The following is a 21,938-nucleotide window of genomic DNA, read 5'->3' on the forward strand; positions in this document are numbered from 1 at the left end:
ATTTGACCTCCCTCGTTTACTCAGGCTTGCAGGTTTCGGTACGGACATATATGTGCGGCAAAGGCCCGCACAGGGGGCGGGGTTGGAAAATACCTAGCTGGAAGGCGCTACCTGCGAAATATGGGTTTCAAATAAATCGGATGGGAATTACCGTTCTGATGAGATCAATGTGCAGTCGCGCGCGAAGGATGAAAATCCCTTCAATCATTCGGCTGCAGAAGAGCGCCGGCTCTTTGCGATCTTGGTCAAATCAGCCTTGATATAAAGGAAAAAATCCTGGCGCCCAAAATCAGATAACCTACGGCCACGGCATTCAGAGCGGAGACAAGAACAGCTGCCGCGGCTACATTTTTTGTGATCTCGGCAAGATGGTGATACCCAGGAGATAGGATATCCACGAGGGTTTCTATGGCGGTATTTACGATTTCTAGTGTTATAACGAGGGAAATTGCGAAAAGGAGCATGGTGAGTTCCGCCCTATGGACGCCCAACAGGGAAGATAATAACAAGACCCCCAACGCAACGATAAAATGCACCCTCATGTTGCGCTGGGTCTTCAGGACATAAACTAGACCCTTTATGGCAAAATGGAAACTATCAATGATGTTCCTCGCCCTCATAATAAGATGCTCTGCCGTCTGGTAGCACCCGGGAGAGAAGGCGCTCTTCCGCCTCCCTCATTTCGGCCTTTTCCTCCTCTGTCTCGTGATCATAACCAAGTAAATGAAAAAGGCCATGGGCAATTAAATATGCCAGTTCCCTGACAAACCCATGTCCGAAGGTCTCGCCCTGAGCCCTGGCCATCTCTAGGGAGACCACTATATCTCCCAATAGAACCTCCTCATCATCGGCATCTCTGGTAGGAGAATCCATCGGAAACGAAAGGACATCCGTGGATGCGTCCACTTGTCGAAAATCGCTGTTCAATAGCCGGATCCTATCGTTATCAACGAATGCGATACTCACCTCTATCTTTTCGGGGTCATACCCCTCCTGTTCGAGGCCCTTTTCCACCACTGAATTGACGATTTCCAGCTGCTCAGGGGTGAGGGTTACCTTCCGCTGTTCATCCGATATCAAAACAGGCATATACTATGATTCGCCCCTTCCTTTTACTGTAGGAGATGAAGGATACTCTATCCTCGGATGAAATATGCCGGTAAGAATGCGCACGAATGCTTTTGCCACCTCATCCAGATCCCTGAAGGTGAGATCACACTGATCCAACTGCCCGGATGCAAGCAGATCCTTGATCATCTTCCTGACGAACCCTTCTATGCGACCTGGTGTAGGACGCGATAGAGACCTTACACCCGCCTCCACGCAATCAGCCAGCATGACGATGGCCGCTTCTCTGGTCTGCGGCCTGGGACCGGGATAACGAAAATCGCTTTCATCAGGCATCCCATCCTCACTTGATTCCTGGGCCTTATGATAGAAGTATTTCACCAGGGTGGTACCATGATGCTGCATGATGATATCAATGAGAGATTGTGGCAACCGATGAGACCTCGCTAGTTCAACTCCGTCCTTGACATGAGAAAGGATCACCAAGGCGCTGAGACTTGGCGAGATCTTATCATGAGGGTTATCCTGCACCAGCTGATTTTCAACAAAGAAATATGGCCTTTTGGTCTTTCCGATGTCATGATAATAAGCTCCTGCCCTGACCAGTAGGGTATCAGCACCGATTGCGCTTGCCGCAGCCTCCGCCAAATTCCCAACTATGATACTGTGATGATATGTCCCTGGGGCCTCGATAAGAAGACGCTTGAGAAGAGGCCTATTGGGATTGGACAGCTCGAGCAGCCTTATCGATGTCGTGATATGGAACAAATTTTCAAAGAAAGGGAGGATACCCACGGCCAGGATAGTAGAAAGAACACCATTGCCCAAGCCAAGGTAGCTGTGGGCCACCCAGTCAGGATTTTGAAAAATGAGCCCTACCCCTGCGATAGCGACGCTATTCACGGCACCCACTATAAACCCTGCCCGCACCAGGTCAGAGCGTTCTCCCACCTTGCTAACGGTGAACGCCGCGGCAATGGCAGTAATTGTTGAAACCAGAGTGCATCCCAGGTAATTGCCGCCTAGGATACCGGCTATAAGCCCGAATACAATACTGGTAATAATAGCAAGGCGGGGGTCAAAGATGACAGCGATCAGCATACTCCCGAAGGCGGTAGGAATCAACATCGATGAGTAAGACCATGGAATTGACGATATTATGGCGATTATCCCCACTACAATGACAATGAGACTGCCCAGGAGAGAAAACAGACGAATATCCAGTAGTATGTCCCTTCGAAACTGATACAAATAAGTGGCGATGATACCTGTGAATATAAACGAGACTGCTGTGATACCGATAATCCCCAGGTAATTGACCTTCGAACCTAATAGCCCCAGGTCCTTTAGAATCTCAATATGTTCTGCCGTCACGATCTCCCCACGTCTGACGACAGTTTGCCCTTTCAGGATCATGACAGGTTCCACTGACGCTATGGCGTCTTGGCGCGCCTTTTCCACCTTGGTGGGGTTCAAAACTAGGTTTGGCCCGATCTGCGGCTCCACTATGGCTAGCGCTGCAGACAATAAGTCCCCCGATATTCCTGCGTCAGCCAATCTTTTCCTTGCAGATGCCTTTGCTTCAGGGATATTCTCTCGGCTTATCCGAGTCTCCCGCATTGTGGAGCCTGCTACCTGCCTGCTCGTGGCCCGGAGCGACTCCAGTTCGGCCTGGGACGCCCTGAGCAGCACGACGAGACTGGTCGCAGGCACCTCGATGCCGGTATCCTTTCGTATCTCATCTGAAAGATCGGCGGCAATGCGCCGTATGTCGCCCGGATATCCCAGCTGTGATCCTTGCGAAGGGGGTCCGGGCGTATTGACACTAGAATACAGCTTCCGTGTGGCCAGTATCTTGTCAAATATCTTATCTATTGTATCCTCTACATTGATGCTGGCCGCAGGGCTGATATCATAGTTTTGTGGGGCAGCCGTGGCATCCTTTATAGCCTGCTTTCCGGCGCTCTCCTGGAGCGCCAGTGTCCGGGGACGATTTGTGATATCTCTCTGAGCTTCGATATCAATTTTGCTAGGTTGACCGATTTCCACCTCGACTTTGCGCGGCAAAAGGTTTATTGAAAGCACGGCCACGATCAACCCCACCACCAATATGGCAGTTAAAGACATCTGAAGCCATGGATTGGAGACTATGTCCTTCCACCTAGTTATGAACACTGGATATTGAGTTTTGGGTTTACCGGGGTTTAGCTCAGGATTCACCATCAAACGCCTTCCTCACTCGAGGACTTATTACCTTCATATCGCTCATAGGCCCTGACGATCCTTTGCACAAGTTCATGCCTTATGACGTCCTGGTCCGTTAGATAGACGAATTCAATTCCTTCAATGCCTTTCAATATGCCCTGGATTTCCGCAAGGCCACTGAACTGACCCTTAGGCAGGTCGATCTGGGTGAGGTCCCCGGTAACTACCGCCCTGGAATTAAAACCTAAACGGGTTAGAAACATTTTCATCTGTTCATGTGTTGTATTCTGGGCCTCGTCCAGGATGATAAACGAATCATCCAGAGTACGTCCGCGCATATAGGCTAGGGGAGCGACCTCGATGATACCCCGCTCCATATATTTTTGGAAGACATCCATGCCCAAAATATCGAAAATTGCATCGTAAAGGGGGCGAAGATAAGGGTTGACCTTCTCTTGAAGATCGCCGGGCAAAAATCCGAGCTTTTCGCCGGCTTCCACAGCTGGCCTCGTGAGGACCAGCCGGCTCACCTGTTTTGCCTTAAGATACGCTATGGCCACTGCCATGGCCAGGTAGGTCTTCCCTGTGCCTGCCGGCCCTATGGCAAAAACAAGATTTGATCTGTGCATCGCGTCAATATAGCGTTTTTGACCGAGGGTCTTGGGCTTGATTTGCCTTCCCCTGACGGTAACCTGAACGACATCCGAAAGCAGCTCGTGCAAAGAAGTAGCGTCTCCTCCTTTTACAAGCTCAATAGCATACCTGGCGTCCCTTACATTCACGGAGTTGCCAGACCTGATTACTGCCTTCAGATCTTCAATCACCTGCACAGCCAGGTCCACATCTTCCCTCTTGCCAGAAACCTCCACCCCATTAGAATAAGGATAAACTTCTATATCAAAGGCGCTTTCCAGTGCCTTCAATATCTCATCTTGCCTGCCAAACAGTGTCTGGGCCTCCCTGACACTCTCTATAGGAACAACCACTGCTGACTCAGGCTTCCGGGAATCTTCCAAAACCTCGGCCTTATAGAGTCTCTCCATCAACTCTCTCCTTTCCTTGTTCCTTTGATTCATCTGCCCCCGATTCTTGCGGTTCCACGATGAAATCAGATTCTGTAATAGAGAACCTCCGTGGGCTCCCTATATCTTCAATAACTTCGGCCACAATGCGGGCCGTAACAGTCCCTTTATCTGAATCTTGACTCACCAGCTCACGCTTAAATACAGTGGTCACACCTTTAGGAATCTCCCTGTTCAATGCCTCCAGGGCTCCATGAAGCGCTTCGGCCGCTGCTTCTTCATAGCTTTTTTCCTCTTTCGTGCGCCTTACTTCAACCCAGGTCAACTTCTCGATCTCCACAGGTATCTTGAGACCACCGGGGCCAAACGAAAATCTGACGCGCTCTCGTTCCTCTTTATAATCACGGAAATCGGCTGGGGGACGGCCCAATACTATCGGGCGTCCGAAAAACAGCGCAACAGCTCCACCTGACCTCCTCCCTGTGGGAATGAGACTCTCCCATCGCAGTTTTACAGTCTTTGTGCCTTCATACCAAACCCTCGCGCGAACTATGCCGTGTCCATCAACAATCTGAATATCTTCCCCATCCTTGTGGCCAGTCGCTAGCCGCCTCATGGCACAACCCTTGATAAGCACATCGCCCCGTTTCACGGTATCCCCGGGCCGGACCACCGGGATGCCAGCCAGTGTGATCATAGTCTCAATAAGGCCGTCACGTCTTGCAACAACGTGCGTAAGCATATTATCATGCGGTACCAGCTTTTTCTCGGCGATTTCTATAACCAGTTTAGTGCCGCTGAGATGAGCCCCGGCCCAGGCGACCTCACGAACCTGCGCAAGTATGGACTTCTCTATCCTGCGCAGGTCTATGGTTCTCTTGAGCTTCCCCGGTATTACCCCTTCTTTGGCCACAACCTGAAGGATCCTCTGTTCAGGGACTTCTTTTTCCCCTTTGACCTCAATGAACCACACAAAGGACGAAAGCACATTGAGGGCTATCCCAAAGATCACAGCCCCCATGACAAAAGCCTTGCGTGACCATAGCCGACCCAAGACAAAGGGCAGGCCGGCCTCCTTTATGATCTCAGCTTCACAACCTACCCTCTCCAAAATCGGATCCATGTCAGCCAGATCCCTTGCGTCGATCTTTGCAACGATAAATCTATCACCTATTTTTTCGATGTCCCAGAGATCTATTCCCCTGGAGCAAGCAAGGTTTATACATTTCTCCTGGGCCCTTCCTTTGATTTTGATTATAACATAGCCTTTCAGATAAGGCCACAATCTGTCGAGCAGCATCTGTTCACCCCTCCTCTTGCCGGGGCCGGTCCGACATCCTGTGGCCTGAAATCATGTTGAAGGCGAGTGCTGAGATCTCGCCCTCAATTATCAGTTCATCTGCGGAGATCTTTCTCAGGGCAAGTCCGTGGCCGTCAACCCGAAGTTCACCAGTGGGCAGGCCCAGCCTCAATGTATCCTCGGTATACTCTATAAGGCCTCGATGATTCTCAACGCGCAATTCTAAATTGCCGAAAAGTACAAGCCTGGGAAGATCAAGAACAATATCATGAGGGATATCTAGCGCCTCTGCGAAGCTCCTGCCAAGGCCGAATTTCTTGCGAGCTAGCCAGGTCAAGGCATATCCTACCTCCCATCGGACGACAAACCGTCCCCTTAAGAGACGCCAAATTGTCTCCTAAAAAAGGTATGCCTCTTCCCTCTTTATGATTACCGGACTCCAAAAGCTTGTCTTCCTGAGCCCATAGGAGCTGCCCTCTTCGATCTTGGAGGAGAAAGGATCTCTCCTAATATAACTGCCGACGGAATCCCAGCAGGGCCCAGGAGGTCTACGATTCCCGGTGGGATAGCTTGGGGCTGCTCTGTCGCTGATACGGCATATTCTGCCCATGATCCTGCGGTCGAGGTATCATCTTTGAAGACATCAATAGTCCATTCCTCATCGATGGCGAGCTCAGAAGATACGCCCTCACCGGTCCAGGCCTCGCCTATCCCCATATCTCTTGTTGGTCTGCCGATGACGCCGTCATCGCGAATAAAACCACCACTTTCTGCACTTACAGCGCCTTCTCCTGCATCGGCAAGACCTTCTTCCGCTTCTGCAAGACTGGCGCCACTGTCCGCAGAAATACTGCCTCCATTGCCTTCATTGGGGTGCATGGAGGTCTCTAAAGGTTCTGCCTCAGCAAGTCTCTTGAGCATCCCCCTGATCACAGGGAGGATTATAGCCACCGCGAGGTAAACAATGGCTATGAGGCTGATAAGGCCTTCAATGTTGACCATCTTTTTCTATATCACTCCCCGCTATCCTTGCTGAGCTTTGGCGGTTCCTCGCCGGGACGCTCCGGCTTTTGTGTCAGCCGTGAGATGGCTTCCCTCATCTGCGTATCAGCCAGGAGATTTTGGAGGTTGTAATAATCAAGCACTCCCAATTTGCCGCGCCTCAAGGCATCAGCCATCGCCTTCGGCACCTCCGCCTCGGCCTCTACGACTCGAGCCCTCATTTCCTGAACCATAGCCTTCATTTCCTGTTCACGAGCAAGAGCAGCAAACCGTCTCTCCGCGGCCTTGGCCTGGGCTATATTCTTGTCGGCCTCAGCCTGATCCATCTGCAGCCGGGCCCCTATATTACGCCCCACGTCCACATCAGCGATATCAATAGAAAGGATTTCGAACGCAGTACCAGCATCAAGGCCCTTATTCAGCACCGTGCGTGAGATCTTGTCCGGATTTTCCAGGACCTCCTTATGGCTTTCGGCAGACCCCACCGTAGTCACGATGCCTTCACCAACGCGGGCTATGATGGTAGCCTCACCGGCCCCCCCTACGAGACGATCGATATTGGCCCTGACAGTAACCCTGGCTTTGGCCTTCAGCTCTATGCCGTCTTTTGCCACCGCAGCAACTACCGGGGTCTCGATGACCTTTGGATTGACACTCATCTGGACGGCTTCCAATACATTTCGCCCCGCAAGATCAATGGCCGCCCCACGTTCGAAAGTCAGGGAAATGCCCGCACGATGAGCTGCTATCAGAGCATCGACCACCCTATCGACATTCCCGCCTGCCAGATAATGGGCCTCAAGTTTATCGGCGCTAACATTTAGTCCAGCCTTGACAGCCTTTATAAGCGGTAATATGATCCTTGCCGGAGGCACGCGCCTGAGTCTCATTCCTATGAGATTGATGATACCCACATGGACGCCGGCAGCTAAAGCCGAAATCCAGAGCCCTACCGGAATGAAACTCAGCAGGATCATCAGAAAGATGATCGCTAGAAAGACGATCACCGGGAAAACGAGAAGGATATCCAAGACACTCCCTCCTATCTGCCTCTTATTCACTATCCTCCTGTGGACGCACCATAAGTTTGCCACCTTCAGCATGGATGACGGTTACGACGACACCACGAGGGATATATTCGCCTTCAGAAATAGCGTCTAGTTTTTTATCCCCTATGAGAATGACCCCTGCGGGCCTCAGGACTGTCAGTGTCCTGCCCGTAGCCCCTAGATATGAAGCCCGCTCCTCAGAGGAGACATACCCCTCAGACTTCTCCTGTCTGTGGCTCAACACCAGCCTTCCCCAAAAAGGGGATCTTCCGAGCCTCGTGACGATGAATGCCCCTCCTGTGATGGTTATAAGAAAGGCGATGCTGATGGTACCCGCAGCTTCTGCCATGTCATTGAAACTCATGAAAAGGCTCGCCAGAATCGCCAAGATCCCGGCAATGCCAGTAATTCCGAATCCGGGTATTGCGAAGAGCTCGATCAGCAAAAGGATGACCCCGATCAGGAAGATCGCCACGGCCCACAGCCCTGCTATGCCTGCAATCACTCGGCCTCCAAAGAACAATGCCAACATCAAGGTGCCCAAGGTCCCGGGAACGCCCCATCCCGGAGTGGTTATCTCGGCTAGAAGTCCAAGAAATCCCAATGCCAGCAAGAGCGAACTTACAACAGGGTCCGTTACAAATCTAGCTATCTTCTCAGATACTCTCACCGGGACAAAGATGATATCGCCGCCTGGAATATTGACTGCCTTCAGCGCCTCTTCGGGAGAGGAAGCTAAAGCATCTATGAACCCGACCTTCTTGGCCTTTTCAGCCGAGAGCGTCAATATCTTCCCTCTGTCTACAAGGCCTTTGATCTCTACATCAGCGTCTACCATGGCAGACGCGACCTTTGGATCTCGCTTGCGAGACTCCGCAGTTGCTTCAAATTCCCCCCTCAAAGCGGATATATTCTTTTCTTCGCGGGGTATTGTCTCTGCCGCCCCGATACTCGACCCCGGGGACATCACAATTTTCTCACAGGCAAGAGCAATCAAAGCTCCAGCAGACCAGGCACGCCCCTTGATGAAAGCCACTGTAGGAATATCAAGGCCAAGAATCAAGTCACGTATCTCAGTAGCTGCATCGACTCTCCCGCCGAAGGTATCAATGCAGAAGACAATAGCTCTAGCATGTGCCTCTCGGGCTTGCCGTATAGCCCGCTCTGCATAGGCAGCCAGACCGCCCTCTATATTGCCATGAATATACACGCCATAGATGGGCCCCTTGCTCGCCACCGGCGCGCCCTCACACACAGGGTTCAATCCCGCGAAACTCCATCCTGCAGGAGAGAGACCAGAGGCAAACCATGATAAGAATACAGCCATAAAAAGTGCCCGGAAGATCCGGGCACTTTTCTTGCCTGTATATCTCATAATGTTTGCTGCATATGATCTTGCTAAGCCCTCTCCGGAGGAAGGGAGAAACATTGCTTTTCCCTCGCCATCATGTTCAAGGCAGCTCATTTTTCCTCCCGCCCCTAATGATATCTGCGCTTCCTGGCGGCCTCTGATTTCTTCTTTCGACGTACGCTTGGCTTCTCGTAATGCTCGTGTTTTCTGAATTCCGCCAGGATCCCTGACCTCTGGCACTGACGTCTGAATCTGCGCAACGCACTATCGAGGGACTCGTTCTTGCCGACCCGAACTTCTGCCATAGACTCTCCCTCCCCCCGTTGCTATATACCTTGCTGCATTACAAATAGATTATACCCCAGCGGAAATCCGGGTGTCAATTGATAGCCGAGGACGCGTCAGATTTTGCGATACGACCTGTTACATACTCACTTGACGCTCGTATGACCTCCACAGGCAGGAAATCGCGAATCTCTTCGCCCCCACGTGGCACATAAACCCTCACATAGGTATCGGTGAGACCCTGTAATAATTGTCCCGGGCCTTCTTCCTCTATTAATATGCCATATTGCTTGCCTATCATGCTTTTATGAAACTTCAGGGAGAGTTCCCGGCCCAATTCCCGCGCTCGCTCGCTGCGTCTTTCAGCGACGGCGGCGTCCACCTGTCCTTGGAAAGTCGCTGCCCTGGTCCCCGGCCTTTTCGAGTACCTGAATACATGAAGGCGGCTGAATTCCATTTGCCTGACAAACTGGAGACTTCTTTCGAACCTCTCCTCGGTCTCCTGAGGGAAACCTACCATGAGATCCGTGGTAATTGCGCATTCTGGTATATTCGCGCGTATTCGTTCTACAAGCGAAGCATAATCCTCGGGCGAATAAGGTCGCCCCATGAGTTTCAGGATTTCAGCATCACCACTTTGAAGAGGTATGTGAAGGTGGCGCGCAGCCTTAGGAGAGGAAGCCAGAACCTCTATAAGAGTCTGGTCAAGATCCATTGGCTCGATAGAACTGAGCCTGAGCCGCCATTCTCCCGGGAGCGCCAGTAATCTCTCGACAATGGCGGCAAGATCGATTTTTTTTCCGTCCCCGGAGTTTTCATCGGCAGTACCAAGGTCCACCCCATAGAGCCCAAGATGAATTCCGACTAGCACTATCTCCTTGTAACCAACCCCTAGCAGCCTTTCAACCTCCGCAATCACATCGCCCGGTCTCCGACTCCTGAGAGGGCCTCTCGCGAAGGGTACCCGGCAATATGCGCAGAACTGATTGCAGCCCTCCTGGATCTTCACATATACCCTGGTGCGCCTAGCCACCATATCGATAGGAGTCTCTTCAAATGCCCTTTGATCCCCCACAGGCTCCACTGCCACCAGCGGGCCGCCCTCCTCGCGGACCTTTTCAACAAGATCTGGTATCATAGATCTACCGCGAGTGCCCACAATCACATCGACACCCGGGATCTCCGAAATCTCCTCCGGCGCGACCTGAGCATAACAGCCGGTAACCACTACTACGGCATCGGGGTTACGCTTTCGCGCCCGCCGCACCAATTGCCGCGATTTATGATCGCTGGTGACGGTAACGGTGCATGTATTTATACAATATACGTCCGCCCTTGAGTCAAAATCTACTATTTTATACCCACGCTTTCGAAACGCGGCCATCAGTGCCTCGGTATCATATTGATTCACCTTACATCCGAGAGTGGCAAAAGCGCAGGTTCTTGTTTCCTCCATTCGCGAAGATCACCCACCAAGTTGGCCGAATTCATAAAGAACAGCTGCAATCACGGAGATGGCCGCTGTTTCGGTTCTCAGGATCCTCGGGCCCAGGCTTACGGAGATCCCTCCCGCATCCCTTATCATCAGCACCTCATCTCTTGTAAGTCCGCCTTCAGGGCCGATAAAACATACAACTGTACCAGGCACTTCAGGGGTCGTATGATCCCCTGTACACTCAAGCAATCTGAGCCCTTGTCTCAATCCCGCATTTTCCTCAAGCTCCCAGGGTACTATCCATATACAATCCGCGGCGGCGGGCGGTATATGTTTCCCGCGAATAGCCTCACTCAAATTGCATATATCATGTACAGCAGGAATCGTGGCTCTGCCTGATTGTTTGGAGGCCTCAACAGCTATTCTGCTGAGACGGGCGACCTTTTTGGATGCGGCCTCCACATCCGGCCTTGCCACGGTTCTCTCTGTAATTACCGGATGAAAATGGGACACGCCCAACTCCGTTCCAGCCCGGACAATGATGTCCATCTTATCACTCTTTGGAAGGCCCTGAACAAGTATTACATTGACACTGGGATCGCTTGTCCTTCTGCTGGCCGAAATGATGGCACAATAGACTTCATCCTGTGAAATCCGGGCAATCCGGGAAACATACTGGTTACCATATCCATCGAGAATCAAGATCTCGTCGCCAGGACCAAGTCTCAACACATCTCTTAGATGCCTGACATCACCGCCAGTGATGACAGCGGTATCGCCAGATATGGAATCCCTCGGGACGAAAAAACGCCTCACTGTGCTCTTCGCTCCCAGGCGTCCCTCATTTTATGAAAGAAGCCCTTGCTCTGGGCATCCTTCCCATGAAGCGCAGCCAGTTCACGTAAAAGCTCCTTCTCCCTCGGGCTCAACTTCGTTGGTGTAACTACCATCACCTTTACAAATTGATCTCCCCGTCCAAATCCACGTAAACTTGGGATGCCCTTCCCTTTCAACCGGAACGAAGATCCAGATTGGGTGCCCTCAGGAATCTTGAGCTTGGCAGTTCCATCCAGGGTCGGAACTTCGATCTCATCACCCAGGCAGGCCTGCCAATAATGGATTGGAACTTCACATATCACATCATTGCCTGACCTTTGGAAGATCTCGTGAGGAGCCACAGTAATATATACATACAGATCTCCGCGCGGCCCGCCCCTGATTCCGGCGTCTCCTGCTCCTGCAATCCTCACCTTGATGCCGGAATCAACGCCGGCTGGAACCTTCACCTTGATCTTATGGCGTTTCTGAATCCTTCCGCGTCCCTTGCAGACGCCACAAGGGCTTGTGATGATCTTTCCTTCCCCACCACAACGAGGACAGGTGCGGAGGCTTGTGAAACTGCCAAATGGGATAGACCTGGTCTCGCCTACCTGGCCCCGACCATTACATATCGGGCAAGTCGATGGCTCTGTTCCCGGTGCGGCCCCGGTGCCGCCGCAATTGCCACACCCATCGAGCCGATCCACCTCTATCGTCTTCTCCACACCGATTGCAGCTTCTTCCAGTGTTATCTCAAGGTCATATTGCAGGTCATTTCCGGGCTGGGGCCCCCGCCTTGCCGATGCGCCCCCGCGGATATCCCCGCCGAAGAACATATCAAAGATGCTGCCGACCCCAAACGGATCAAAATCCCTGAAATCCCGGAATTCACCTTGGCCAAAATCAAAGCCTCCGCCCGCGCCAGCCTGATTGAAAGCATGACCAAATTGATCATACTTGGCCCGCTTCTCAGGATCACTTAGGACTTCGTAGGCTTCATTGATCTCTTTGAACTTCTCTTCAGCCTCTTTATTATTCGGGTTCAGATCAGGGTGATACTGTCTTGCAAGCTTGCGATAAGCCTTTTTTATCTCATCCTGGCTTGCATTCCTATCCACCCCGAGCACTTCGTAGTAATCCCTGCTGGCCAAAGAGTCCACCGCCTATCTTCAATAGGGCCCGCACAATTCGCGGGCCCCTTCAAAATTCCGATGCTCTATCATTTACGACCGCTTATCATCATTGACTTCGCGGTAATCTCCATCCACCACATCATCACGAGAGCCGCTTGCAGAGCGTTTCTCCTGATCCTGCGCCCCGTGGCCTCCGGTCCCGGCGCCGGGCCCGCCTGCCGCCTGCCCATATATGGCTGAGGTAGCCTCGTGTAGAGCCTTGGTGAGTTCCTCCATTCTCTGGCGAATCCTGGCGGCATTCTTCTCTTGTAGAGCCGTCTTTAAATCGGCTTCAGCTTTCTGTATCCTGTCACGCCGATCCTGAGGAATCTTATCGCCCAGATCCTTGAGTGTCTTATCAACGCTATAGATCAGGCTATCTGCCGAATTTATGAGCTCCGCCTCCTCACGGCGCTTCTTGTCCTCCTCTGCATGCATTTCCGCTTCTTTGACCATACGCTCGATGTCCTCTTTAGATACCCCCGACGGAGAGCTTATTGTTATCTTTTGCTCTTTCCCGGTTCCGAGGTCCTTGGCCGATACATTGACAATGCCATTGGCGTCGATATCGAACGCCACCTCGATTTGAGGGACTCCCCTGGGAGCGGGCGGTATCCCGGTCAACTGGAACCTGCCGAGCGTGACATTATCTGCGGCCATCGGGCGCTCACCCTGGAGGACATGAATCTCCACAGATGTCTGGTTATCGGCAGCAGTAGAAAAGATCTGTTTCTTGGTAACAGGGATCGTTGTATTCCGGTCGATGATCTTCGTGAATACTCCGCCCAGGGTCTCGATCCCAAGGGATAGGGGAGTTACGTCTAGCAGCAAGAGATCCCGCACCTCGCCTGTCAGGACACCTGCCTGGATTGCAGCGCCAATGGCCACGCATTCATCAGGATTGACCCCCTTGTGCGGCTCCTTGCCCATAAGTCGCTTTATGGCCTCCTGGACTGCAGGAATACGAGTCGAGCCTCCCACAAGTATGACTTTGTCAATATCCTTGGGCTCGAGGCCTGCATCGGCCAGGGCCTGCTTTGTCGGACCCATGGTCTTCTCCACTAGATCACGAGTAAGCTCCTCGAATTTCGCTCGCGTAAGGGTCTCATCTAGATGCAGTGGCTGACCCGAGGAGTCCACAGAGATAAATGGCAAGTTAATCGTAGTGGTAAACAGCGTAGACAATTCTATTTTTGCCTTTTCAGCCGCTTCCGTGAGCCTTTGCATGGCGACCCTGTCTCGCTTCAAATCAACCCCTGTACGCTTGTAGAATTCCTGACACAGGTATTCCGTTATCTTCCTGTCGAAATCGTCTCCTCCCAAAAGATTATTCCCGTTTGTAGCCTTAACATGAAAAACTCCATCGCCAATCTCCAGAATGGAAACATCGAAGGTGCCTCCGCCAAGATCGAAAACCAGGATGGTGTGGTCGCCAGATTTATCAAGCCCATAGGCAAGAGATGCCGCGGTAGGCTCATTGATTATTCTCAAGACCTCCAACCCTGCGATCCTGCCGGCATCTTTGGTGGCCTGCCTCTGGCTATCTGTGAAGTAGGCAGGGCATGTAATCACAGCCTTTTCGATTTTTTCTCCTAGAAAAGCCTCGGCGTCTTCCTTGAGCTTCCTGAGGATCATCGCCGAGATCTCCTGGGGGGTGTACTCCTTGTCATCGATTTTGACACGGTAATCTGTTCCCATCCTTCTCTTTATGGAGATCACCGTACGCTCTGGATTGGTAATAGCCTGCCTCTTGGCAAGCTGCCCCACCATTCTTTCACCCGTCTTTGTAAAAGCCACTACCGACGGGGTGAGTCGGCTACCCTCAGCATTAGGTATGACGCGGGGTTCCCCGCCTTCCATCACGGCAATAACAGAGTTTGTGGTACCAAGGTCAATGCCAACCACTTTCCCCATAATTGTGATTCCTCCTCAAAACCTGCCTCATATAAAAGAATCGCATTGCGTGGACAATTCCAGTATTACTGAGGTCTATCCTGACTCTCACTGGGTGCGTCGGCCTCATTCTCATTAGCCGCCTTTCCACCCGTATTTTCTTCAGACTTCTTGGATACGATGACCAGGGACGGCCTCAGAACCCTATCACCGTACATGTACCCTTTGCGAACTTCCCGGACGACAGTTCCTTCCTCGACCTCATTATCGATAACCTGCTGCAATGCCTCATGAACCTTTGGATCATAGGGTTTCCCCAGGGCTTCGATCGGGGTCATGCCTTCCCTTTCGAGAAACTGGGCCACCTGTTTCTTTATGATCCCGATCCCTTGAAAAACCGGATCATCGCTTTTATCTTCCTTAACGAAGGCAAAGGCGGCATCGAGGTTGTCCAAAAGGGGCAAAAAGCTCCTCAAAACACTATCAGTAACGCCTCTCTCAAACTCTTTCCGTTCCTGCGCAATCCTCTTCTTATAGTTCTCAAAATCAGCTTGTGTGCGCTGCCAGCCGGCCAGATAATATTCCTTTTGTTTTGTTTCCTCTGCAAGCCGCGCCTCAAGGGAAGCAATCCGTGCCTCAATCGAATCAACCTTACTGGCAGGGACCTCTTTCGTCTCGCACTCGCCGGCCGCTTCCCCTCCTTCGCCACCATTCAACTCTTTATCCGGTTCACCCGATGACACGGTCCTTTCTTGATCCTCCACAAGGCCACCCTCCCGGCTACTGAGATTGTTGTTCCTCTCTTTTCCTGATGATCTTGTCTATACGTAAAATGGCTTCGGCAACCTCGCCCGCTGCCTTGAGCGCATAGCATTTCACCAAGGTGGGGTCGAATATGCCGAGTTCGGCCATATCAACTATTTCCCCTGTATCACAATCAACCCCTATAGAATCTTTGCCAAGTCTTTCCTGGGAAGATACCGCCTGCTCCACCTTTTCTAGGGCATTAAAGCCGGCATTTGTCACTATTTGGGAGAGAGGGCGCTTTAAAGCATCAATCACGCAATCCAGACCATAGCCAACCATGCCGCACACAGTATGCCTCAGTTTTTGAAGGGCCCGGGCCGCAGCAATCTCTATAGATCCTCCCCCTGGCACAATGCCATGTATTAGAGCAGCCTGCACAGAAGATGCAGCATCTTGGGCAATACGTTCCCGTTCTCCGACTACCTCATCGGTCGCCGCGCCCACCAAAATGGTAGCCATAGGCTGGCCTGCTCCTCCAAGTATCTTGATATAGGAGAATCTTTCATCCTCTGATACGCTCTCGGCGTGCCCGAGATAGCTCCGGATCTCCTCCTTGGATCTTGAGAGAGACCTGCGCTTTATAGGCCGGGCACCTGTATGCTCCGCAAGAGCTCGCATCTCCCGGGATGATACCCGTTCTATGGCCATGATCCCGGCATCGACCAGCGCCTCCTCTGCGACCTCCGAGATCCCCCGGCATGTCACGACCAATCCGATGTCCAGATCAATTATCTTCTGCAGGTTTTCTTTGAAACTTTCCTGTAGCTGTAGATATCTTCTGAATCCAGCTTCGGTGGAAAGGGCCTCGCTCTCAATTGGCTCCGGCTCCATGGCATCATCCAGGATCAGGATCCAGACATCCTTTTTGCTCCTGGGCATAGCCTTGTTCATGCGGCCCTTATCGATCACGACCCCCAGGAAGGCCTCGCTTGCGGCTCCCTCCTGGGCCATTATTATATCCCGAAGCCTGAAGGCCGGATCCCTCAGTTTTTCCTCTCCCACGAGACGCGCTGCCTGCAGCGCAAGGTCAGCCAGGTCCTGGCATCCTCTAGCCGATGTGAGTGCCACCTGTCGTAGCACATGGTCATCAAGCCCGCGGACTTGCCTGGAGCTCCTCTTTATCATCTCGATTGCAGAATCAACCCCCTGGCGTATTCCCTCGATGACGCGGGCTACCGGAACCCCTCTCGAGATCTGTTCGACTCCGTTGGAGATCAGAGCTCCAGCCAAAATACTAGCAGTGGTGGTGCCGTCCCCGACCTCGTCCTGCTGGGCCTCAGCCACATTTATAAGCATTCGCGCGGCAGGATGATTGGCCTCCATCCGGCTCAGTATGGTACAGCCATCATTTGTGATCACAACGTCTCCGAACTTATCCACCAGCATCGTATCAAGCCCTTTGGGCCCGATGGTCCCTTCGACACTAGCTACTACAGCTCTTACAGCGGCAGAGTTCGTAATGAGTGCCGCCATGCGGTCATCGACTTGTGATTCTTCTCTAGGTTCCTTTGAGGCCATGTCTCATCCTCCGCAGGTGGTTCTGATAATGCTAAAGAGCTAAGCGAAAACTTAACCCCTGCAGCTAGATCCACGATTCGCAGACCAGTTCACCGGCGTGACTTTGCCAGCGCGCCACTCAGACTATCAGCTACGAATCCTACAAGGTTCACGATCCTGGAGTAATCCATTCTGGTTGGTCCGAGAATTCCAATGATGCCGGCCATATGGCCCCCTACTTCATAGGAAGCACTCACGATGGAGCATTCATGAAGCTCTTCTATAGCATTCTCATGTCCGATCAGGATCTCAACCCCACCAGACGGGTTGATTCCCGTTAATATGTCGAACATGAGATCATCTTCCTCAAGGATGCTAAGCAATCCCTTTACCTTGGATATATCCTGAAATTCTGGCTGCGCCAGCATATTTACAGTGCCTTCCCGGAAGACTCGCTCTGTTCCCTTGTCATCAAGGGCCTTGAGCAAGAGCTCGATGGCCTCCTGCGCCAGGTATTTATATCTTCTCAGTTCCCATTCGATCTCGTTAAGTAAAGTGGACCTCAAATCCTTTACAGCCTTACCATTGAGCCGTTCATTGAGATAATGAGTTATGCCGACGATCTCCTGGGGAGAGATGGTTCCAGACAGCTGAACTATCCGCGTATTCACAAATCCCGGCTCCGTTATCATGATCACCAGGAGGCTATCTTCAGACATGGGAATGAGATCTATGCGCCTTATGACGCTCTCTCCGAATCTCGGCGAGATGACCACCACAGCCTGATTGGTGAGACTCGCCAGAATCCTTGCAGTATGCTGGACAGTGGCCTCAATCTGCCCCTGTCTATGAGCGAGCTCCTGCAAGACTTTTCGTCTCTCGTCAGGTGAGAGCGGTTTTGCCTCCATTATGACGTCCACATAAAACCTGTAACCCGTGTCAGAAGGGATACGTCCACTGGAGGTGTGGACCTGGCAAAGATAGCCCTCTTCCTCCAGATCGGCCATCTCATTCCTTATGGTGGCTGGACTTATACCAAGATTGTACTTCCTGGCAATACTCCTCGAGCCCACAGGATCGGCTGTTGATATATAATCGTCGACAACCGCCTGAAGTATGAGCTTTTTCCTCTCATTCATTTGACGAACAGGCTTTGCTCGACCCAAATCACTGCGTCCCAATTTCTCTCACCCCACGTTAGCACTCTCACATGCGGAGTGCTAACACTCCTATTACAACATAGCACCCTCCCTATATATTGTCAAGGGAGGACAAACTCGCGCATGGCTTCATTGGAGAGCATCAAACCCCGTCGTGTGAGAGATAGTACCTTTCCGTCCCACCTCGCCAGTCCAGATTCGACACATCTGGATACAGCACCCCCAAAGACATTCATGATCCCTGTGCCGAATCGCTCATTGAAGGCGCTATCATCAACCCCATCTAGCATCCTGAGCCCCAGGATCATCACATCTGACATTTCTTCTTGCCGTGAGATGTGCCTGCATTCCGTGACAGCCTCACCCTTTTGAAGAATGAGTCTATGATACTCCTCGAGGTTATACGCATTATTAAACCTTTTTTGATCCATATATGAATGGGCTCCTGCTCCAATGCCCAGATACGGATCGACTCGCCAGTATATCAGATTATGCTGGCACCTTCGCCCCGGTTGCGCGAAATTCGATAGCTCATAATGCTCGAATCCCGCGGATTCGAGCAAATCCTTTGCCGTATAGTACATATCTACCTCGAGATCCTCGTCCGCCAGCTTTGCCTCACCAGCCTTTACTCTATGATATAACCCGGTGCCTTCCTCGAGCATTAGCCCATATATAGAGATATGCTCCACATCAAGATCTATTGCCCTCTTCAAGGTTTCTTTCCAATCAGCCATGGTCTGTCCCGGAAGAGCGTACATCAGGTCTATGCTGATGTTGGCGAATTCTTCTCTCCTGGCGAGCCGGATCCCCTCATATATCTGGGAAGCATCATGAATCCTACCGATCCCGACAAGCAACCGGTCTTGAAATGCCTGGACGCCGAAGCTCAGTCTGTTGACCCCGAGCGCCCTCATCTCCCTTAATTTTACCTTATCAACTGTACCAGGGTTGGCCTCGACGGTAAACTCTATTTCCCCATTTCCATGATCTTTCCCATCACCGCCAGCGTGTTCCAGGAAAGCGAGTCTTATCTTCTCAAGCACCTGACACAATTCCGATACACTGAGACATGTAGGAGTGCCACCGCCTACATATACCGTCCCCACGCGGCGTCCGGTTCGATTCAATTCTGCAGTCTGGTAATCTATTTCCCGACCCAAGGCGTCGAGATATTTGTCAGGATTTTCTCTTTCAAGAGGATAGGAATTGAAATCACAATAATCACATTTCTTTATGCAAAACGGGATATGAACATAGAGACCAACCTTTAGTCTACTTTGAGGACGGCCATAAAAGCCTCCTGTGGCACCTCCACCGTTCCCAATCGCTTCATTCGCTTTTTCCCTTCCTTTTGTTTTTCCAGCAGCTTCCTCTTTCGTGTCACATCTCCCCCATAGCATTTCTGCAACACATTTTTTCTGAGAGCTGGCACAGTCTCCCGTGCTATCACACTTGATCCTATGGCAGCCTGGATAGGGACTTCAAAAAGTTGACGGGGGATGATCCTCCTTAGCGTCTCAACAAGTTTACGTCCGCGCTCTTGTGCCTTTCCCTTGAATATGATACATGACAAGGCGTCCACAGGCCTGCCATTGAGAAGAATATCCAGTTTGACGAGATCTGACTCATAATGGCCCTCATACTGATAATCTAAAGAAGCATACCCTCTGGTCTTTGATTTCAGCCTATCAAAGAAATCCACTAGGATCTCGGAAAGCGGCAGACGGTAGGTCAAAGTGACCCGGCTTTCGCTGATATACTCCATGCCCTTATAGATTCTCCGCCGTTCCTGACACAGCTCCATCACTGGCCCGATATAGTCCTTTGGGGCTACTATCGTAGCCAGTACATAAGGCTCTGAGATGGATTCAATTTCACCTGCAGGGGGCAGCCTGGAAGGGTTGTCCACCATGACCACTTCGCCGTTCGTCTTGACCACCTTGTATACAACACCAGGCGCTGTAGTTATAAGCTCTAGGCCAAATTCTCTCTCCAGGCGCTCCTTGACTATATCCGCATGCAGCAACCCCAAAAATCCGCACCGAAAGCCAAACCCAAGGGCCACAGATGTTTCCGGTTCATATGAAAGGGAGGCATCATTTAACTTGAGCTTTGCAAGTGCGTCCCTAAGGTCTTCGTATCTCTCTGTGTCTGCAGGGTAGAGCCCACAAAACACCATGGGCCGTGCCTGGCGGTATCCAGGCAATGGGTCAGAGGCGGGCCTATCGACCTGAGTCATGGTATCACCCACGTGAAGGTCCGCCACATCCTTGATTCCGGATGCTACATATCCCACTTCCCCGGCTGATAATGAGTCTACAGGAGTCATATCTGGCTTGAAAACCCCGATTTCAAAGACCTCTGATTCCCTGCCGGTAGCCATCAACTTAATACCCATGCCTGCACGCAGGGTTCCCTCCATGACCCGTATATATGCTATCACGCCTCTGTAAGAATCAAAATGCGAGTCGAATACCAACGCCCTGAGTGGCGCGCCTGGATTCCCTGAGGGAGCGGGTATCCTGCGCACGATCGCCTCAAGAACCTCAGATATGCCTTCTCCTGTCTTGGCTGAGACCATTATGCATTCTTCGGGCCTTATGCCCGCCACATCCTGCAGCTCGCGTTGAACCCTGACAGGGTCCGCATTCGGCAGGTCGATCTTATTTATCACAGGAATGATGGCGAGATCATTCTCGACTGCCAGGTACAAATTGGCGATGGTCTGAGCCTCTACCCCCTGGGATGCATCCACCACAAGCAAAGCACCTTCACATGCCGCGAGGCTCCTGGAAACCTCATAGTTGAAATCTACATGTCCTGGAGTGTCAATAAGGTTGAGCTCATATTGGACGCCATCTCGAGAAACATATGGAATACGCACAGCCTTCGCTTTGATGGTGATGCCTCTCTCGCGCTCGAGATCCATACTATCGAGGACTTGATCCATCATCTGACGTTCTGGTATGGCGCCGGTAAGCTCGAGAATCCTATCAGCCAGCGTCGATTTACCATGATCGATATGAGCGATTATGCAGAAGTTTCGAGTGTTTTCTTGCTGCGGAGAAGCCACCCGCTACGCACCTCCAGGAAGCAAATATTACGGCGCCCTGAGCTGGAGCGAAGCCAGCGCAACACGGGCGCCGATGATTCCGCGCACATATTCATATTATAGCATTACGCACAGATAGCAGTAAATCAGCAGCTGACGTTCATGATGCCTCCTTCACGAACAGCGTGAGTAAAGCCGCGACCATCCCCAACTGGAGTATGAACCCCCACGGAAAATCAAGCTTGCCATGAGGCAAAAGCCCACTGTGGGATGGGAAAAGCAGCCTCCTGCGCGGATTCGGGGGAAGATAGTCCTCGGGGTGAAAATGGGCCCATACAACTTCGATATCAGGGCTCATGCCGCCGATTCCGCCTGCCAGCACTGAAACCCCGTATCCCAGTGAGACAAGGAGGAAGCCTATTGCTACAGCCGCCGCGACATCGAGGACTCCCCATTTAGTCTCTTGATAATCATGATGAGGCACCATATCTGCCAACGCATGGCTGGCACATCCGCCAAGGAATGCCACGACCGGATCCTGAGTTATCAGGCCAGCCGTGGCGCCAATGATGAAATGCGTAGTTGCGTACAACTCCCCGGCCCTCCCGCCCTCTCTCCATGAAAATGCTGCGAAATGCCCTCATTGAGGAGACAACACCTTGTCTTATTCTATTCGACAAATTCGCTATGAGTTCCTTTAGCTTGTCCGAGCGGCCGACATCCAGATATATGCCAGCGTCATAGGCGCGTCCAAAAAGGATGACCCCGAGACTATCCGGGGGATCAAAAATGACGCCGGTGACAGGCGCAGGTCCTGG

The 21,938-nt window shown here is 51.8% G+C and carries 20 protein-coding genes; all 20 read right to left on the reverse strand.

All coding sequences use genetic code 11. From position 1 onward, the window contains the following. Positions 1 to 245 precede the first annotated feature (245 nt). On the reverse strand, positions 246 to 623 hold the full coding sequence (locus HPY52_09025; GenBank protein NPV80404.1) for a diacylglycerol kinase: 378 nt from the start codon (positions 621 to 623) through the stop codon (positions 246 to 248). Next, positions 598 to 1,089: an rRNA maturation RNase YbeY gene (gene ybeY / locus HPY52_09030; protein ID NPV80405.1), complete on the reverse strand. Its 492-nt coding sequence runs from the start codon at positions 1,087 to 1,089 to the stop codon at positions 598 to 600. Before ybeY ends, HPY52_09025 begins: the two co-directional genes overlap by 26 nt. A 3-nt stretch (positions 1,090 to 1,092) precedes the next feature. Further along, positions 1,093 to 3,291 (reverse strand): HDIG domain-containing protein, encoded by a 2,199-nt coding sequence (locus tag HPY52_09035; protein ID NPV80406.1) that lies wholly within the window; start codon positions 3,289 to 3,291, stop codon positions 1,093 to 1,095. Beyond that, the gene (locus HPY52_09040; GenBank protein ID NPV80407.1) at positions 3,291 to 4,316 is read right to left on the reverse strand and encodes a PhoH family protein; all 1,026 of its coding nucleotides are present in this window, start codon (positions 4,314 to 4,316) and stop codon (positions 3,291 to 3,293) included. Before HPY52_09040 ends, HPY52_09035 begins: the two co-directional genes overlap by 1 nt. After that, positions 4,300 to 5,595: a sporulation protein YqfD gene (gene yqfD, locus HPY52_09045; protein ID NPV80408.1), complete on the reverse strand. Its 1,296-nt coding sequence runs from the start codon at positions 5,593 to 5,595 to the stop codon at positions 4,300 to 4,302. Before yqfD ends, HPY52_09040 begins: the two co-directional genes overlap by 17 nt. Before the next feature lie 4 nt (positions 5,596 to 5,599). Further along, on the reverse strand, positions 5,600 to 5,932 hold the full coding sequence (yqfC, locus tag HPY52_09050) for a sporulation protein YqfC (protein ID NPV80409.1): 333 nt from the start codon (positions 5,930 to 5,932) through the stop codon (positions 5,600 to 5,602). Between the two features lie 92 nt (positions 5,933 to 6,024). Then, on the reverse strand, positions 6,025 to 6,597 hold the full coding sequence (locus tag HPY52_09055) for a hypothetical protein (GenBank protein ID NPV80410.1): 573 nt from the start codon (positions 6,595 to 6,597) through the stop codon (positions 6,025 to 6,027). An 11-nt stretch (positions 6,598 to 6,608) separates the two neighbouring features. Next, on the reverse strand, positions 6,609 to 7,700 hold the full coding sequence (gene floA, locus HPY52_09060) for a flotillin-like protein FloA (GenBank protein NPV80411.1): 1,092 nt from the start codon (positions 7,698 to 7,700) through the stop codon (positions 6,609 to 6,611). Beyond that, positions 7,651 to 9,021 (reverse strand): nodulation protein NfeD, encoded by a 1,371-nt coding sequence (locus HPY52_09065; protein ID NPV80412.1) that lies wholly within the window; start codon positions 9,019 to 9,021, stop codon positions 7,651 to 7,653. Before HPY52_09065 ends, floA begins: the two co-directional genes overlap by 50 nt. Positions 9,022 to 9,125: 104 nt before the next feature. Then, on the reverse strand, positions 9,126 to 9,302 hold the full coding sequence (locus tag HPY52_09070) for a 30S ribosomal protein S21 (GenBank protein NPV80413.1): 177 nt from the start codon (positions 9,300 to 9,302) through the stop codon (positions 9,126 to 9,128). A gap of 74 nt (positions 9,303 to 9,376) precedes the next feature. Then, entirely contained in the window at positions 9,377 to 10,738 is a 1,362-nt protein-coding gene (mtaB, locus tag HPY52_09075) for a tRNA (N(6)-L-threonylcarbamoyladenosine(37)-C(2))-methylthiotransferase MtaB (GenBank protein NPV80414.1), read from the reverse strand. Positions 10,739 to 10,747: 9 nt separating this feature from the next. Further along, positions 10,748 to 11,533 (reverse strand): 16S rRNA (uracil(1498)-N(3))-methyltransferase, encoded by a 786-nt coding sequence (locus tag HPY52_09080; GenBank protein ID NPV80415.1) that lies wholly within the window; start codon positions 11,531 to 11,533, stop codon positions 10,748 to 10,750. Continuing rightward, positions 11,530 to 12,687, reverse strand: coding sequence for a molecular chaperone DnaJ (gene dnaJ, locus HPY52_09085; GenBank protein NPV80416.1), 1,158 nt, complete (start codon positions 12,685 to 12,687; stop codon positions 11,530 to 11,532). Before dnaJ ends, HPY52_09080 begins: the two co-directional genes overlap by 4 nt. A 72-nt stretch (positions 12,688 to 12,759) precedes the next feature. Next, positions 12,760 to 14,622 carry a molecular chaperone DnaK gene (gene dnaK / locus HPY52_09090; protein ID NPV80417.1) on the reverse strand — a complete coding sequence of 621 codons (1,863 nt, stop codon included), beginning with the start codon at positions 14,620 to 14,622 and terminating at the stop codon, positions 12,760 to 12,762. 65 nt (positions 14,623 to 14,687) lie between these two features. Next, a complete protein-coding gene (locus tag HPY52_09095; protein ID NPV80418.1) occupies positions 14,688 to 15,365 on the reverse strand; it encodes a nucleotide exchange factor GrpE in 678 nt (225 codons plus the stop codon). 16 nt (positions 15,366 to 15,381) lie between these two features. Then, positions 15,382 to 16,926: a chaperonin gene (locus tag HPY52_09100; GenBank protein NPV80419.1), complete on the reverse strand. Its 1,545-nt coding sequence runs from the start codon at positions 16,924 to 16,926 to the stop codon at positions 15,382 to 15,384. An 89-nt stretch (positions 16,927 to 17,015) separates the two neighbouring features. Continuing rightward, positions 17,016 to 18,044 carry a heat-inducible transcription repressor HrcA gene (gene hrcA, locus HPY52_09105; GenBank protein NPV80420.1) on the reverse strand — a complete coding sequence of 343 codons (1,029 nt, stop codon included), beginning with the start codon at positions 18,042 to 18,044 and terminating at the stop codon, positions 17,016 to 17,018. A 122-nt stretch (positions 18,045 to 18,166) separates the two neighbouring features. Next, positions 18,167 to 19,228 carry a radical SAM family heme chaperone HemW gene (gene hemW / locus HPY52_09110; protein NPV80421.1) on the reverse strand — a complete coding sequence of 354 codons (1,062 nt, stop codon included), beginning with the start codon at positions 19,226 to 19,228 and terminating at the stop codon, positions 18,167 to 18,169. A 107-nt stretch (positions 19,229 to 19,335) separates the two neighbouring features. Further along, on the reverse strand, positions 19,336 to 21,141 hold the full coding sequence (lepA, locus tag HPY52_09115; GenBank protein NPV80422.1) for an elongation factor 4: 1,806 nt from the start codon (positions 21,139 to 21,141) through the stop codon (positions 19,336 to 19,338). 139 nt (positions 21,142 to 21,280) lie between these two features. Beyond that, positions 21,281 to 21,712 carry a hypothetical protein gene (locus tag HPY52_09120; protein NPV80423.1) on the reverse strand — a complete coding sequence of 144 codons (432 nt, stop codon included), beginning with the start codon at positions 21,710 to 21,712 and terminating at the stop codon, positions 21,281 to 21,283. Between the last annotated feature and the right edge of the window lie 226 nt (positions 21,713 to 21,938).

The sequence above is a fragment of the Bacillota bacterium genome (assembly GCA_013178415.1).
GTDB lineage: Bacteria > Bacillota > SHA-98 > Ch115 > Ch115 > Ch115.

What these genes read in the sequence shown, in the direction of transcription:
- ybeY (NPV80405.1), bottom strand. Translation starts at nt 1,089, where the DNA reads ATGCCTGTTTTGATATCGGATGAACAGCGGAAGGTAACCCTCACCCCT.
- HPY52_09035 (NPV80406.1), bottom strand. Translation starts at nt 3,291, where the DNA reads ATGGTGAATCCTGAGCTAAACCCCGGTAAACCCAAAACTCAATATCCA.
- HPY52_09040 (NPV80407.1), bottom strand. Translation starts at nt 4,316, where the DNA reads ATGGAGAGACTCTATAAGGCCGAGGTTTTGGAAGATTCCCGGAAGCCT.
- yqfD (NPV80408.1), bottom strand. Translation starts at nt 5,595, where the DNA reads ATGCTGCTCGACAGATTGTGGCCTTATCTGAAAGGCTATGTTATAATC.
- HPY52_09055 (NPV80410.1), bottom strand. Translation starts at nt 6,597, where the DNA reads ATGGTCAACATTGAAGGCCTTATCAGCCTCATAGCCATTGTTTACCTC.
- floA (NPV80411.1), bottom strand. Translation starts at nt 7,700, where the DNA reads ATGCTGAAGGTGGCAAACTTATGGTGCGTCCACAGGAGGATAGTGAAT.
- HPY52_09065 (NPV80412.1), bottom strand. Translation starts at nt 9,021, where the DNA reads ATGAGATATACAGGCAAGAAAAGTGCCCGGATCTTCCGGGCACTTTTT.
- HPY52_09070 (NPV80413.1), bottom strand. Translation starts at nt 9,302, where the DNA reads ATGGCAGAAGTTCGGGTCGGCAAGAACGAGTCCCTCGATAGTGCGTTG.
- mtaB (NPV80414.1), bottom strand. Translation starts at nt 10,738, where the DNA reads ATGGAGGAAACAAGAACCTGCGCTTTTGCCACTCTCGGATGTAAGGTG.
- dnaK (NPV80417.1), bottom strand. Translation starts at nt 14,622, where the DNA reads ATGGGGAAAGTGGTTGGCATTGACCTTGGTACCACAAACTCTGTTATT.
- HPY52_09100 (NPV80419.1), bottom strand. Translation starts at nt 16,926, where the DNA reads ATGGCCTCAAAGGAACCTAGAGAAGAATCACAAGTCGATGACCGCATG.
- hrcA (NPV80420.1), bottom strand. Translation starts at nt 18,044, where the DNA reads ATGAATGAGAGGAAAAAGCTCATACTTCAGGCGGTTGTCGACGATTAT.